Here is a 14,470-nt window from a genome sequence, read left to right as displayed (position 1 = left end):
TCGGCTCGATGCCGCGGCGGCCGTCGGGAGTATTGAGATGCGCGCAATATTCTTCGTTTCGACGGTCGGGGCGATGGTAGCGTTTGTCTCGGCAGCGCAGGCGGGGGGCTTCGCGGTCCGCGAGCAATCCGCCTACGGGCAGGGCTCCAGTTTCGCCGGCATGGCGGCGCCGGGCGATTCGATCAGCTCGATGTTCTGGAACCCGGCGGCCGTGACGACGGTCAGCGGAATCACCATCGAAGGCAATCTGACAACCGTTTTCCCGCGCTCGGAGCTCGACGTAGACCCCGCGCGTTCAAGTCTCACGGGGTTGGCCATTAGAGGCAATGGCGGCAACGTCGGCGAGGTCGGCATTGTGCCGGCCGGTTATTTCGCGATGCCTGTCACCGATCGGCTCTATTTCGGCATGAGCGTCAACGCACCGTATGGTTTCAGCACGACGTCCGACGCGCCATGGGTCGGGATGTTCAGTCATCTCGACGCCGAGGCGACATCGATCAACGTGACCCCTGTTGTCGGCTTCAAGTTCAACGACATGATCAGCGCCGCCGTCGGGATGCAGATCCAGTATTTCGACGTCGACATCCAAACGGCGCTTGCACCGGTCGCCTCTCCACCACGGCAGCGACTCGAGGGTGACTCCACCGACGTAGGATTCGTCGCCGGCGTGACGCTCACGCCGTTCGACGGCACCACCATCGGCATCGGCTACCGATCGGCCGTCAAACATTCGCTGGATGGCAGCCAGGCCTTCGATGTCCCTTTGCGGACGCCGCTCGGCACCATACCAGCCGGGTCCTATCCGATCCGTGCCGACGTGACGCTCCCCGACACTTTATCGGTCGGCGTGCGTCAGGCCATCAACCATGCTTTCACCGTCATGGCCGGCATGGAATGGACGAATTGGAGCCGCATCCAGACCGTGCCGTTCACCGGTTCGCCGGCCCGCTCAAGCCTGCCGCTCAATTTCGAGGATGGCTGGTTCTTTTCGCTCGGCGGCGAGTACAAGTACGACCCCAATTGGACGTTCCGGGCCGGTCTCGGTTACGAGATCGCGCCGACCACGGACGAGGACCGCACCATGCGCCTTCCCGACGCAGATCGCGTCTGGGCCAGCATTGGCGCTAGCTACAACTGGAACGAGCGGCTTTCGATCGACGCCGGCTATTCGCACATATTCGTGGAGGATGCGCCGGTCGACGAAACAACGGCCGGCTTCCGCTACGCCGGCACGGCGGAGGGCAGCGCCGACATCATTTCGCTCGGCATTCGCTACAAATTCGGCGGATAGCACCCTCAATCCGCCGGGGCGCTTGCTCAAACTTCCTCGAAGTTTGACGATGAAAATCGTCGTTGGATTCGCCGATCCCGTCTTTGGAAACCCAGGCCCCTTTTGCCGGTCCTTGCCGTCACTCCGCATCGTTCCTATTACTGCCGGCCATGATCGACATTCAGTTTCGGCGCGCGCAAGCGTCTGACTTGCCTGTAATCGTCACGCTCCTGGCCGACGATCCTCTCGGCGCTAGAAGAGAAGATACGAGCCTCCCGCTGTCGCAACCATACCAGGCAGCCTTCTCGGCGATCGACGCCGATCCCAACCAGATGCTGGCAGTCGTCATTGACCGGGAACAGGTGATCGGAACGCTCCAGCTCACCTTCATTCCAGGTATCTCCAGGCGGGGCGCATGGCGGGGGCAGATCGAAGCTGTCCGCATCGCCCGGGAATATCGTGGCACCGGCATCGGGACGCGCATGTTCGAATGGGCGTTCGAGCAATGCCGCGCTCGCGGCTGTAGCCTTGTTCAATTGACAACGGACAAGGAGCGGCCGGAGGCGCATAGGTTCTATGAGGAACTGGGGTTCACCGCCAGCCATCTGGGGTTCAAGAAGGCGCTGTAGGCACATCGATCCCGTTGGTCTTCCGAATGGATGGTCCAGCTCCTTAGAGCCGGCTGAGGGAGGCGGTGAACGAAGCAGCCTCGTGGGCATTGACATCGGCTGCGCGGATCAGATTGTCGAAATGCCGCGTCAAAGTGCGGACGGGCTGGATGGCGTTGAGCACGAGATACATGTCCCCTACATAGATCGCGGCGCGCAGTGAGCCGAAGATCGTGTAGGGTATGGAGTAGCGCATCCGGCCGTCGTAGAGGTAAAGGCGAAAGCTGGGATAGAGATCGTCGAGCAGGCGGGCCATGTGGTCGAGTTGCTCGGCGCGCGCCTCCGGCGGGAACCGGTCCCAGATGCCGAGGCCGCGGGCGAAGATCTCCAAAGTGTGGCGCGGCATGCAGACTTCCATGTCCGTTTCCGGACGCCGGCTATAGTCGATGCGGTATTGGGTTTCGCCCAGTTGCGCCTCACGGCTCTTGTTGGAAATGCCGGCCTCATATTCGATCAGCGCGTCGGTGCGCAGGAGATCCGGAAAGCCGGCCGGCACATAGCGGATCTTGGTTCCCGCCGCTTCCGCATGCCAGGTCGCGAGGAGCGTACGGTCGAAACCGCCGGCCGCCTCCTCGATCTCGAGACTTTCGCGTATCTCGCCGGTCAGCCCTTCGTCCTGGCTGAGACCCAGCAACCAGTCGAGCGACACCTTGTGTTCGGATGCGATGTTGAGCAGGGTTTCGGCGCGCGGCAGGCGCGTGGAAGCGCCGGAAAGAAGCTGCGACAGGGCCGATCGATCGATGCCGACTGCCGAGGCGAAGGCGGATTGGTTCGCTCCCGAGCGCTGCAGAAGCGTTCTCAGCCGATCCCGGAAGATAGTTGACAGATCGCGCTTGTCCATCGCCCTTCCTTTTACCCGGAGAATGGTTTTCCAACATCATTGCAGATTTCGACCATGATAGGCTGATAATCCCAGCTGCTGTTGACAATTTATAACAATTGCGGCTGAAGCAGCGCAATATCAACATTTCCTGCGCATTGTCTCGTTGCTGTCATCAAGCTCTCCTGACACCATGCTGTCAGGAATGGGGATTCCGGTCTGGGGCGATCGGTTCGGGAATGGTGACGGCTGGCAAACGACAAAGGAAAATCGAGTGGCCCACGGTGCTCCTGGCCGTAGCCTGCTATGCGATCTGGGCAGGAGCCGGTTTCTTCCTCTGGCCTCACTATCCGCTCCTCGCCCTTACCCTCCTGTCATTGACGCTGGCCTTGCATTCGTCGCTCATGCACGAGGTGCTGCATGGGCATCCCACCCGCAACGCAAACATCAACGAGGCGTTCGTCTTCCTGCCGATCGGTCTTGTCTGGCCCTACCGGCGCTTCAAATGGATTCACTTGCGCCATCATGCGGATGAGCGACTGACGGATCCGCTCGACGATCCCGAGAGCTACTATAAGGCGCTCTGGCAGCACGAAGAACTGCCGGAGCCGATGAAACGATTGCTCAAGATCAACAACACCATGATCGGGCGTTTCATCCTCGGCCCATGGCTGTCGAGCATCGGCTTCTTCATCAGCGAAGCGAGACTTGCATGGGAAGGCGATGCCGCCGTGCGCCGGGCTTGGCTCCTCCACGCGATCGGACTGGCCGCGATCATCCCGATCGTCGTCTACGGCTTCGGCATGCCGCTCTGGCTCTACATCCTCGTCCCGACATGGATCGGCCAATCGATCATCTCGATCCGCACCTATGCCGAGCATCAATGGTCGGAGCATCCGGAAGGGCGGACCATCATCGTCGAGCACTCGCCCTTGTCCTTCCTGTTCCTCAACAACAACCTGCACTTCGTGCACCACAAGAGGCCGACGGTTGCCTGGTACGAGCTGCCGCGGCTCTTCCGCGAGCGGCGTGAAGAATGGATACGCGGCAACAACGGTTATGTCGTGCCAGGCTATTTTGCGCTCCTCAGACAATATGCGTTCAAGCCCAAGGAGCCGGTGGTGCATCCTGTTCTGCGTCGCGTGCCCGAGCCGGGAAGGGCCTTCCGGCCGCGGGTGAGGGCTCGCAATGTGAGCGGGCTCGGCACTGCACCGGTACCGGCCGAGCCGCCCAAGGAATAAAAACCGTTTGAGAATTCTACTCCGGCGGACATCTGACGCGGTTTTCTGCGCTTCCGGTGCTCACGTACCCCATGTACGCTCCGCTCCGGTTCTCGAAAACCACGCCATCTGCCTCGCCGGAGCGAATTCTCGAACGGTCTGTAAGGCCTGCTTGCAAATCTTGCACATCGCAGCTGATATCCCATCATGACCGGATTTATCGCAGCCCTGCCCATGTATGACTGGTGCGAGACGCGCAGCGAGACCGATGCCGAGTGGGCATGGCTGCGCGAACTCATTCGGGATGCCGGCTTTGACGCGCCGGACCGGCGCTCTCTTCGCAACGCCGATCTGCCTCCTGTTCCCGGGGGTATCCGCGACGAGGCAGGCACGATACTTGCCCCTGATCCGGCGACGCTTCCACCGGATGAGCTGGACTTCCATGCCCTATGGCTGCATCCCAAATTGCTTCTTGCGCAGACCTGCTGGGGCCCCATGGAGCTGGGGCTCGCAAACCATGTGACCTTCGTTGGTCAGCCGAGCTACGACGGGTTCGAAGGCGGCCGCGGGGAACTCTATTCCAGCGCAATATTGATGCGGCGCAGCGCCGAGAATTCCCATGGAGTGGCCGCACCTTCCAGCGCCTCTCCTCTCATCCCGCTCGACCGCATCCGCGGCAAGCGGCTCGCTTACAACAGCCTCGACTCCATGTCCGGCATCATGGCACTCACCCGGGATCTGGAGGCGCTTGGCGAGGGCCTCCAGATATTCTCCGAGCGCATCGCCACGGGCGCGCACCGTGCATCCATCGCGGCGGTCGCCGAGGGCAGGGCGGATGTCTGCGCGATCGACTGCAGGAGCTGGAGACTGGCGCAGCTATACAAGCCGCAGGCAGCCGACGTCGAGCCTGTCGGATGGACGGGAAAGCGCAAGGGACTGCCGTTCATCACCTCGAAGAAAACACCGCCGGAAGTCGTCGATGTTCTGAGGGATATTCTCAGCCGGAGATAAGATGCACGTCGAGCGGATTGATACCGGCGGCAACGACTAACCGTCGAGCAAGCCCTCATCCGCCTGCCGGCACCTTCTCCCGGTCCAAACACCAAGACGGGGAGAAGACCGATGTCGTCTTCGCTTTCGCCAATCGTCCGCCGTCGACGACTGGCGAAACCCGGGCGGTCGGCGTCTCTCTCCCCGCCGGTCGCGGGGAGAGATGTCCGGCAGGACAGTGAGGGGCAACTCGCGACGGTCAAAGATAACGCCCATGGTATTGATGGCATGCTAGAGACGCCCGGGTAATCGCACCGTTCGGTTCGGTCCGGTTCACGACCGCATCTTTTCGCCGGCCGGATCGAAGAGCGGCTCGGTGTTGATCCGCGCCGCGCGGCGCTGGCCCAGGATCTCTATCTCGAACAGGCCCTCGCTCTCGTTCTCCGCCAGCGCGGCCGGAACATAACCCTGCGCCAGCGATTTCCGGACGTAATGCGCATAACCGCCCGAGGTGACCCAGCCGACAACGCGCCACTCGCCATCGGTTATGCCGCGCACGCCGGAGGCGCCGCTCGCGGCGGCTGAGCTGCGAACCTCCTCACCTGTCGCATCAAAGCGCGGCGCGCCATAACCATGGGGCTTTTCGACGGTGCCGAAATCGCGGTCGCCGACTTTTGCCCAGATCGGCTCGTCGCCCATCACATCCGCGTCGGCCGCGTCGACGATCAGCGAGACACGACGCAGCTTCGGGCCTTCGGCCTTTTCCCGTGCCGCTGCCTCGCGGCCGATGAAGTCGTTCTTTTCCAACCGAACGAAGCGATCCATCGAACCCTCGAAGGGGCCGTAGATCGGGCGCAACTCGCGGAACCAGGTCGGGAAATTCTTCTCCAGCCGCATGGAAAGAAGCGCGCGCATGCCGAAATCGACGATGCCGAATTCCTCGCCAGCCTCCTTGACAGCGCTATAGACGAGCCGCTGATAGGCAGGCTGCATCCAAATCTCGTAGCCGAGATCGCCGGTATAGGTGATGCGGTTCACCAGGCAGGGCGCCCCTGCGACCGCCATCTCGCGAAAATCCATGAATCTGAAAGCGCTTGTCGATACGTCCTCGTCGACGAGTTTCTGCAGCAGCGCCTGGCTTTTTGGGCCCGCGATAGAAAGGCCGACCAAGGTCTGGTCGAAACGGTGAATGCGCACCGAACCGTCCCTTGGCAGATGCTTCTCGAACCAGCGCATGTGGTATTTCTGCGCCGCCGATGATCCCCAGATCATAAATCTTTCCTCTCCGGTCCGTCCGGTGGTGTTGGCGATCGTGAAGTCACCGATGAGCTTGCCGAACTCGTTGAGCATCGGAGTGAGAACGATGCGGCCCTTCTTCGGCATGCGGTTGGTCATCAGCCTGTTGAGAAAGGCCTCGGCGCCTGGACCGGCGACTTCGTATTTCGCGAAATTCGCGATCTCGGTGACGCCCACGCGCTCACGCGTTGCGCGCACCTCGTTGCCGACATGTTCGAAGTCGTTGGAGCGGTGATAGGAGACGACATCCCGGGGCTCGGTGCCTCGCGGTGCGAACCAGAGCGGGGTCTCGAGGCCCCAGCTGTCGCCCATGACGGCGTTCTGCGCCACCATCGTGTCGTAGAGGGGCGTCGTCTGGGCCGGCCGCGCAGCGGGCAACTCCTCGTTCGGAAATCGGATGGAGAAGCGGCGGGAATAGTTCTCGCGCACCTTGGCATTGGTGTAGCGTAGCGTCGCCCATTCGCCGAAACGGGCGACGTCCATGCCCCAAACGTCGAAGCCGGGATCGCCCTCGACCATCCAGTTCGACAGAGCCAGGCCGACGCCACCGCCCTGCGAAAAGCCGGCCATGACCGCGCAGGCGCACCAGAAATTCGTGAGGCCCTGGACAGGGCCGACCAGCGGATTGCCGTCCGGCGCGAAGGTGAACGGCCCGTTGATGATCTGCTTGATACCCGCTTTCTCGATACCGGGGAAATGCTTGAAGCCGACCTCGAGCGACGGGGCGATGCGGTCGAGGTCGGGGACAAGCAATTCATGGCCGAAGTCCCACGGCGTGTTGACCGGCGACCATGGCTTGCACGCCTTCTCATATGTTCCGAGCAGGATGCCGTTGCGCTCCTGGCGGGTATAGATCTCGCCCTTGAAGTCGAGCACGCCCACCATCTCCCGCCCGGTCGATCGGTTGAACTCCTCGACCTCCTTCATCGGTTCAGTCAGCAGGTACATGTGCTCCATGGCGAGCAGCGGCAGTTCGACGCCCACCATGCGGCCGACCTCGCGAGCCCACAGGCCCCCGCAATTCACGACGTGTTCGGCCTTGACAGTGCCTTTCTCCGTGACGACGTTCCAGGTGCCGTCCGGATCCTGGGTAAGCTCGAGGACACGGTTGCGCAGCACGATCTCGGCCCCGAGCTTCTGGGCGGCCTTGGCATAGGCATGGGTTGTGCCCGACGGATCGAGATGGCCTTCGACCGGGTCCCACATGGCCCCGACGAAGTTCGTCTCGTCCATCAGCGGGAACATGGCCTTGGCTTCGGACGGGGTGATCAGCTCCGTGTCCATCCCGAGATAACGGCCCTTCGCGTGCGCGAGCCGCAGGAAATCCATGCGCTCGGGCGTATCCGCCATCATGATGCCGCCGGTGAGGTGAAGCGAGCAGGACTGGCCGGAGAGCTCCTCCAGTTCCTTGTAAAGCTGCACGGTATAAGCCTGCAGCTTGGCGACGTTCGGATCTCCGTTCAGCGTGTGGAATCCGCCTGCGGCATGCCAGGACGAACCCGAGGTCAGCTCCGACCGCTCGATCAGAATGACGTCGGCCCAGCCGGCGCGGGCGAGGTGATAAAGCACCGAGCAGCCAACGACACCACCGCCGACGACAACCGCTTTCGCATGGGATTTCATGATGTTGGTTCCGGTTCCACGTGTGTTGAATCAGGATTGGAGGAAAGATCAGGCGCATATACGAAACGAATATCCCGGGCGCGCATGTCGCTGGAGAGGCGGCCATCCAGGGCAGCAAGTAACGTTTCGCAGACTGACGTGCGCTGTTTGAATATGTCGATGTTCCAGAACCTCAGAACGGAAAAACCATGCTGCCGCATGAACTCGTCGCGGCGACGGTCATAGGTGGAGCCTTCATGGTGACTTCCGTCGATCTCCACAACCAGCCGTTCGCTGCGACATAGGAAGTCGGCGAAATATGGGCCAATGGGGAACTGCCGGACAAACCGGTAACCGCCGAGCCGTCTCGCCTTCAGTTCCAGCCACAGCAGGGACTCTGCTTCATTGCCCGCCTGTCGTAGTGAGCGGCTCCGCTCGGTCGTTCCGGCTTTTCGGCGGCTGCGGTTCGTCTCGTTGGCCATGAGTCAAAGACCGGTGGTGGGACGGGAGGCCGCCCCCTCTCCGTCTCGGCTTCGCCGAGCCACCTCTCCCCCACGTCGTGGGGAAGAGGAAAGGTGCTGAGCGTGCGGCCGGCGATTCCTCTCCCCCGTCGATCGGGGGAGAGGTGGCTCGGCGAAGCCGAGACGGAGAGGGGGTCGATTGCGTTTCACGAACCTAGAAATCCGTCGGTGCGCCGCCTTCGGCCTTGCGTCTTTCGACGAAGGCGTCGAGCTCCTCGCGGATTGCCGGGTCCATGAAGGGCTCCTCGTAAGCCGCCAGGCGCTCCTTCCAGATGCGGTTGGCGCGTTCCATCGCAGTCGGCGACCCGGCTTCGGCCCATGTCTCGAAATTGCGCCAATCGGAGATGATCGGGGCGTAGAAGGCGGACTTGTAGCGGGATTGCGTGTGGGGGGTGCCGAAGAAATGGCCGCCGGGGCCGACGTCGCGGATCGCTTCCACCGCGAGCGCGTCTTCCGAAAGGTCGAGCGGCGTCAGGAATTCCGCCACCATCTGGAGAAGGTCGATGTCGAGGATCGTTTTTTCATAGGAGCAGCGCAGGCCGCCCTCCAGCCAGCCAGCGCCGTGAAGGATGAAGTTCGCCCCGCCCTGGATCGCGCCCCAGAGGGAGAACACGCTTTCGTAAGCCGCCTGGGCATCAACGGCGTTTGCCGCGCAGACGTTGGAGGTGCGGTAGGGAATGTTGTAGCGCCGCGCAAGCTGGCCGCCGATGAGCTGCGCCTTCATGTATTCCGGCGTGCCGAAGGCGGGCGCGCCGGACTTCATGTCCACGTTGGAGGTGAAGCCGCCATAACCAACCGGCGCGCCCTTCTTCACCATCTGCGTGAAGACGAGGCCCGCCAGCGCCTCGGCATTTTGTTGCACCAGCGCGCCGGCAATGGTGACCGGCGCCATGGCTCCGGAAAGCGTGAAGGGCGTCACGATCACGACCTGGCCCATGGACGACATCTGGATGATGCCCTCCATCATGGGAATGTCGAGCTTGAGCGGCGAGTTGGTGTTGATGATGGTGTAGACCGAGGGCTCGTTCATGAGCTGCTCGCGGGAGACGCCTCGGGCGATGCGGGTGATCTCGATACCGTCGACATTGCGCTCGCGCCCCAGCGAATAGATGTGGAACACTTTGTCGGTGAGCGTGGCGAGATCCCGAATGCATTCGAGGTGCCGTATCGAGGGGTGGATGTCGATCGGCTCCACGGGATAGCCACCGGTCGTATGAAGGATGTTATGCATCTGCGCCAGGCGCAGGAAGTTTCGATAATCCTGCTGGTTGCCCGGCCGCCGGCCGCGATCCGTGTCCGAGCAGTTCGGCGCGGAGGCCATCTGCGAGATGACCAGGTTGTTTCCACCGAAACGGACATTGTGAGAGGGGTTGCGGGCATGAAGCGTGAACTCCGGCGGGCAATGCGCGATCAGCTCCATGATCATGTCGGCGTCGAAGCGAACGCGTAGGCTGCCTTCCCGCACATCCGCGCCATGCGCCCTCATGATGCGCCGGGCCTCGTCGTGCAAAACGTCGACCCCGATCTCCTTCAGCACGCGCAACGAGGCGAGATGGATCGATTCCAGCTCGTCGTCGGAGATCAGCTTGGTGGGCGGGTAGGGGATCTTCAACTGCCGAAACGGTGCCTGTTCGAAGTGAGCCGAGGTTCCGGCGCGCTTGCCCGCACGCCCACCCCGGCGATGGCGGTCGGAGCTGAGAGCCGGTTCGACAGGATTGAGCGCGGCGGTCATGGAGAGGATCCTTCTGGGCATTGTCGGCCGCATATTGAACCGCGCGATACGCTGCCGGTACGGATGCGACGACCACTAGCGTAAGGGAAACGACATGGCCGAATGCGTTCCTGCCGGGTAACCAATGGTCTCGTCACGCGTTTGACCGATGTCATCGGGACGAGCTTGGAAATGACCCTTTCACGATCATCCGCCGGCAAGGCACCGCGCGCGCGCCTTGGGAAACTGCGGGTCGGCACATCGGGCTGGCATTATTCGGACTGGTGGGGGCCGTTCTATCCGAGGGACCTGCCGAAAAAGAACGCGCTGACCTTCTATTCGTCGCGCTTCGACGCAGCAGAACTCAACGCACCCTTCTATCGAACACCGACACCTGCCGCCGTCCGCAACTGGGCCAGTTCAACGACGCCGGATTTTCGATTTTCCTGGAAGGCGTCACGCTTCATCACCCATTGGCGCCGCCTGCTGGTCGACGACCATTCACTTGAGTTGCTCGACGACAGGCTTTCCCTGCTCGGTCACAAGCTTGGCCCTGTGCTCTTCCAGCTTCATCCGCGCATGAAAGTCGACAGGGAACGCCTGGCCGCCTTCGTCGCTCGGCTGCCGCGTTCGCGCCGCTATACTTTCGAATTCCGCCACGAGAGCTGGTATGACGCGACGATCTTCGACCTGCTTCGGGAAAACGATGCGGCGCTTTGCATCTCCGACCATGCATCTGCCCCGGCGCCGCGGGAAGTGACGGCGAGTTGGGTTTATATCCGAAACCACGGGCCAACCGGCCGCTATCACGGCAGCTACAGCGACGACATGCTGGCGGAGTGGGCCCGGTCGATAGCAAAATGGAGGCGACAGGAGCGTGAAGTCTGGTGCTTCTTCGACAACGACGTGAAGAGTGCTGCGCCGGCCGATGCGGAAAGGCTGCTGGCGCTCGTCACACGCGAGGCGATGCCTGCGGAAGCGTCCGCTGGAAGCGTGAAATAGCTCCCGTGTCTCAATGAACCGCCGACGATCGGTGGCATGCTGGACTGTCTGCCAGGCCGCGAGGCGGCCGATTGCTTTTGAAGGTCAGCATCGGGGATGCTTGCGAAAATCTCCTGGGCCGCGATCGCCGGCGTGATTGCGACGGTTGCCGTGTTCGCGATCGCGCAGGGCCTGACATATCCGCTGCTCTCCTTCATCCTGCAGCGGCAGGGAACCTCATCGACCCTGATCGGCCTTTCCGCCGCAATGACGCCGCTCGGTTTCATCCTGTCGGCGCCCGTCATCCCCCCTCTGGTGAGGGCCATCGGGGCTGGTCGGCTGGCATTGATCTGCGCCGGACTGGGCGCGACCTTCCTGGCGCTGATCGGCTGGACGCAGGATGTGTGGCTCTGGTTTCCGCTGCGCTTCCTGCTCGGTTTCTCGATCAACCCGCTCTATGTGATCAGCGAGACCTGGCTGATCATGCTTACGCCGCCGGCCACGCGGGGCCGCATCATCGGCGTCTACACCTCTGTCGTGTCGGCCGGTTTCGCGGCCGGGCCTTTGACGCTGGCGATCGTGGGCAGCGAAGGCTGGATGCCCTTTCTCGTCGGCATCGCCGCTTTTGGCGGCTGCGCGCTCTGCCTTGCTCTGGTGTTGGCGCGTCTGCCCGAGTTCCACGACGGCGAAGAGCAGGCGTCCGTGATCCGCTTCATACCGCTCGCCCGGCTTCTGCTCTTCGCAGTCCTGGCTGCCGCTGCTTTCGAACAGTCCATCCTTTCCCTGACATCGATCTACGCAGGGGGCTACGGCAGTTCTGAAACGATGACATCCGCGCTGCTCGCCGTCCTGGTGGCCGGCAATATTGCGTTGCAGGTTCCCTTCGGAATGATCGCAGAGCGTATCGGCCCCTCGCAAGGGCTTTTCCTGTGTGCCCTGGCCTGCGCCGCAGGGTGCGCCTTGCTGCCGCTTCTGTTCAGCACCCTGCTGGTCTGGCCGCTTGCATTCGTTCTCGGCGCCGTGTCTTTCGGCATCTATACGATGGCGCTCATCGAATTGGGGAACCGGTTTTCAGGACCGATGCTGATTGCCGGCAACGCGGCCTTCGCCCTGTTCTGGGGCGTGGGCGGTATAGCCGGCCCCCCGGTGGCGGGCGTCGTCATGGATGCCGTGGGAATTCAGGGCCTGCCGCTGACCCTCGGCGCTCTTTGCCTGGCCTTGGCCGGGCTGCTGTACTATCGCCGGACGGCGGAGAGCGCTTGACCGCGCGAAGGATCACGCGATCGGGGCATTGACGATCGCGACTACACCAGCGCTTGAAGCCTCCCGTCGCACTCGGCTATTGTTGCGACATGAGCGCCTTTGACGCCCATCCTCGTCATCTCGACATTGCCGTGACGCCCTCGCCGCGCACGAGGCATGCGGAGCTTTTGCGCCTGTGCGCGCGCATCGGCTATTCGCCTCCCGTCCTTCTCCCATGAATTCAGCCCGGCGGCTTGCCGGATCGATTCAAGAGAAGAGACCAAGCCCATGACCTATCAAAATTTTTCGCTGAAGCAGCTGCAGGCGATCGACGCGGCGCATCATCTTCATCCGTTCACCGACCACAAGGATCTTCGCGGCGCGGGTTCGCGCATGATCACCCGTGCCGACGGGCCGTTCATCTACGATTCGGAAGGCAACGAGATACTCGACGGAATGGCCGGCCTGTGGTGCGTCAATGTCGGCTACGGTCGCACCGAACTCGCCGAGGCGGCCTACGAGCAGATGAAGGAACTGCCATACTACAACTCCTTTTTCCGCTGCTCGACGCCCACCCCGGTGCTGCTCGCCGCGAAGATCGCTGCACTCGCGCCCGCCAACATCAATCAGCTCTTCTACGGCTCGTCCGGCTCCGAAGCCAACGATACGGCCGTTCGCCTCGTGCGTCACTACTGGGCGCTTGAAGGCAAGCCGCAGAAGAACCGGATCATCTCGCGCGAGATGGCCTATCACGGCTCGACCGTCGCGGGCGCTTCGCTCGGCGGCATGGAAGGCATGCACAGCCAACTCGGCGGCGCCGTGCCCAACATCGTCCATGTGATGATGCCCTATGCCTATGAATTGGCGCTTCCGGGCGAAAGCGACCATGATTTCGGCCTGCGTGCTGCGAAGGCCGTCGAGGATGCGATCCTCGAGGCTGGGCCCGAAAACGTCGCGGCCTTCATCGGCGAACCCATCATGGGTGCTGGCGGGGTGAAGATCCCGCCGGCAAGTTACTGGCCGGAAATCCAGCGCATCTGCCGCAAATATGACGTGCTGTTGATGCTCGACGAGGTGATCACCGGTTACGGCCGCACTGGATCATGGTTCGCCGCACAAACCTTCGGCATCGAACCGGACACGATCACGACCGCCAAGGCGCTGACTTCGGGCTATCAGCCGCTGTCGGCATTGCTGGTCGGCGACCGCATCGCCTCGACGATCATCGAGAAGGGCGGCGAATTCTATCACGGCTACACCTATTCCGGACACCCTGTGGCCTGCGCCGTGGGCCTGCGGAACCTCGAGATCATCGAGCGCGAGGGTCTCGTCGAGCGCGTGAAGAACGACACCGGCCCCTATTTCGCGGAGGCGCTCGAGGAGCGCATTGCCGATCATGAGCTTGTCGGCGAGGTGCGCTCCATCGGGTTGATGGGGGCCATAGAGATCGTCAAGGACAAGGCAACGAAGCAACGTTTCGAGCCAGCCGGCAGCGCGGCGGTGGTCGTGCGCGACCATGCCATCGCCAACGGCATGATGCTCAGGGCTACCGGTGACACCATGATCATGTCGCCGCCGCTGATCTGGACGCGCGACATCATCGACATGGCCTGCGAACGGATCCGCAAGGCGCTCGACCTGGCCAAGGACGATCTCGCCCGCATTCGGACTTAACCGCCCAAAGGCGAAAACCGCGCTTGCCCACTGGGGGAAGCACGGCTTCGCCACAAGAACACATGGCCGACGCAAACACACTCGGCGATGGTAACGGCTCCGGTACGCGAGACCTTATCCGGAGCGGTAGGCGGCTGCGATCACCGCCTTGTTGTCCTTTCTACAGGGACATTGTTACCGCCGGGTTATCGAGTGCTTAAGCAAATCTAAATTTGCGCTTTTTCTTCTGCCGAGAGATTTAAGGAACATATTGGCCCCGCACGGTCCTGTCGGACATCTCCCGCAAGTGGCTATCGGACACGCACTTTCCTGCACGGTCGCCTGACTGCCAATCCTTTGCAGATGAAAGTGGAGCGTGCGACAGATCCCCTCTCCGTCTCGGCTTCGCCGAGCCACCTCTCCCCCACTATCGTGAGGGAGAGGAATCGCCGGCCGCATGCTCGGCGCCCTTCCTCTTCCCCACGGAATGGGGGAG

The 14,470-nt window shown here is 62.3% G+C and carries 11 protein-coding genes; 7 read left to right on the top strand and 4 right to left on the bottom strand.

Annotation, left to right across the window (positions count from 1 at the left end; genetic code table 11):
• The first annotated feature begins 37 nt into the window (after positions 1–37).
• On the top strand, positions 38–1,291 hold the full coding sequence (locus ACCO56_RS26400) for an OmpP1/FadL family transporter (RefSeq protein ID WP_433643889.1): 1,254 nt from the start codon (positions 38–40) through the stop codon (positions 1,289–1,291).
• A gap of 149 nt (positions 1,292–1,440) precedes the next feature.
• Positions 1,441–1,899: an N-acetyltransferase family protein gene (locus tag ACCO56_RS26395; RefSeq protein ID WP_433643888.1), complete on the top strand. Its 459-nt coding sequence runs from the start codon at positions 1,441–1,443 to the stop codon at positions 1,897–1,899.
• Between the two features lie 43 nt (positions 1,900–1,942).
• Here ACCO56_RS26395 and ACCO56_RS26390 read toward each other — a convergent pair whose 3' ends face one another.
• Positions 1,943–2,779 carry a helix-turn-helix domain-containing protein gene (locus tag ACCO56_RS26390; RefSeq protein ID WP_433643887.1) on the bottom strand — a complete coding sequence of 279 codons (837 nt, stop codon included), beginning with the start codon at positions 2,777–2,779 and terminating at the stop codon, positions 1,943–1,945.
• A gap of 218 nt (positions 2,780–2,997) precedes the next feature.
• Between ACCO56_RS26390 and ACCO56_RS26385 the strand changes: the two genes are divergently transcribed.
• Both ACCO56_RS26385 and ACCO56_RS26380 read left to right on the top strand, forming a co-directional pair.
• On the top strand, positions 2,998–3,999 hold the full coding sequence (locus tag ACCO56_RS26385; protein ID WP_433643886.1) for a fatty acid desaturase: 1,002 nt from the start codon (positions 2,998–3,000) through the stop codon (positions 3,997–3,999).
• A 186-nt stretch (positions 4,000–4,185) separates the two neighbouring features.
• Positions 4,186–4,989 carry a phosphate/phosphite/phosphonate ABC transporter substrate-binding protein gene (locus ACCO56_RS26380; protein WP_433643885.1) on the top strand — a complete coding sequence of 268 codons (804 nt, stop codon included), beginning with the start codon at positions 4,186–4,188 and terminating at the stop codon, positions 4,987–4,989.
• A 312-nt stretch (positions 4,990–5,301) separates the two neighbouring features.
• Here the strand turns inward: ACCO56_RS26380 and ACCO56_RS26375 are convergent, their stop codons facing one another.
• From ACCO56_RS26375 to ACCO56_RS26365, 3 genes are all read right to left on the bottom strand, one after another.
• On the bottom strand, positions 5,302–7,887 hold the full coding sequence (locus tag ACCO56_RS26375; RefSeq protein WP_433643884.1) for a GcvT family protein: 2,586 nt from the start codon (positions 7,885–7,887) through the stop codon (positions 5,302–5,304).
• Positions 7,884–8,348 (bottom strand): endonuclease domain-containing protein, encoded by a 465-nt coding sequence (locus tag ACCO56_RS26370; RefSeq protein WP_433643883.1) that lies wholly within the window; start codon positions 8,346–8,348, stop codon positions 7,884–7,886. Before ACCO56_RS26370 ends, ACCO56_RS26375 begins: the two co-directional genes overlap by 4 nt.
• Positions 8,349–8,541: 193 nt before the next feature.
• Complete coding sequence (locus ACCO56_RS26365) at positions 8,542–10,119, bottom strand: trimethylamine methyltransferase family protein (RefSeq protein ID WP_433643882.1); 1,578 nt, start codon at positions 10,117–10,119, stop codon at positions 8,542–8,544.
• Between the two features lie 171 nt (positions 10,120–10,290).
• On the opposite strand from ACCO56_RS26365, the gene ACCO56_RS26360 reads away from it, so the two are divergent.
• The 3 genes from ACCO56_RS26360 (at position 10,291) to ACCO56_RS26350 (ending at position 13,995) form a co-directional block, all read left to right on the top strand.
• Complete coding sequence (locus ACCO56_RS26360) at positions 10,291–11,100, top strand: DUF72 domain-containing protein (RefSeq protein ID WP_433643881.1); 810 nt, start codon at positions 10,291–10,293, stop codon at positions 11,098–11,100.
• A gap of 96 nt (positions 11,101–11,196) precedes the next feature.
• Positions 11,197–12,342 (top strand): MFS transporter, encoded by a 1,146-nt coding sequence (locus ACCO56_RS26355; RefSeq protein ID WP_433643880.1) that lies wholly within the window; start codon positions 11,197–11,199, stop codon positions 12,340–12,342.
• 267 nt (positions 12,343–12,609) lie between these two features.
• Positions 12,610–13,995 (top strand): aspartate aminotransferase family protein, encoded by a 1,386-nt coding sequence (locus tag ACCO56_RS26350; RefSeq protein WP_433643879.1) that lies wholly within the window; start codon positions 12,610–12,612, stop codon positions 13,993–13,995.
• Positions 13,996–14,470: the final 475 nt, after the last annotated feature.

It is taken from the genome of Mesorhizobium sp. 1B3, assembly GCF_050958605.1.
GTDB lineage: Bacteria > Pseudomonadota > Alphaproteobacteria > Rhizobiales > Rhizobiaceae.
The sequence above is the reverse complement of the archived record's forward strand: the minus strand, read 5'-3'. Positions and strand labels throughout refer to the sequence as shown.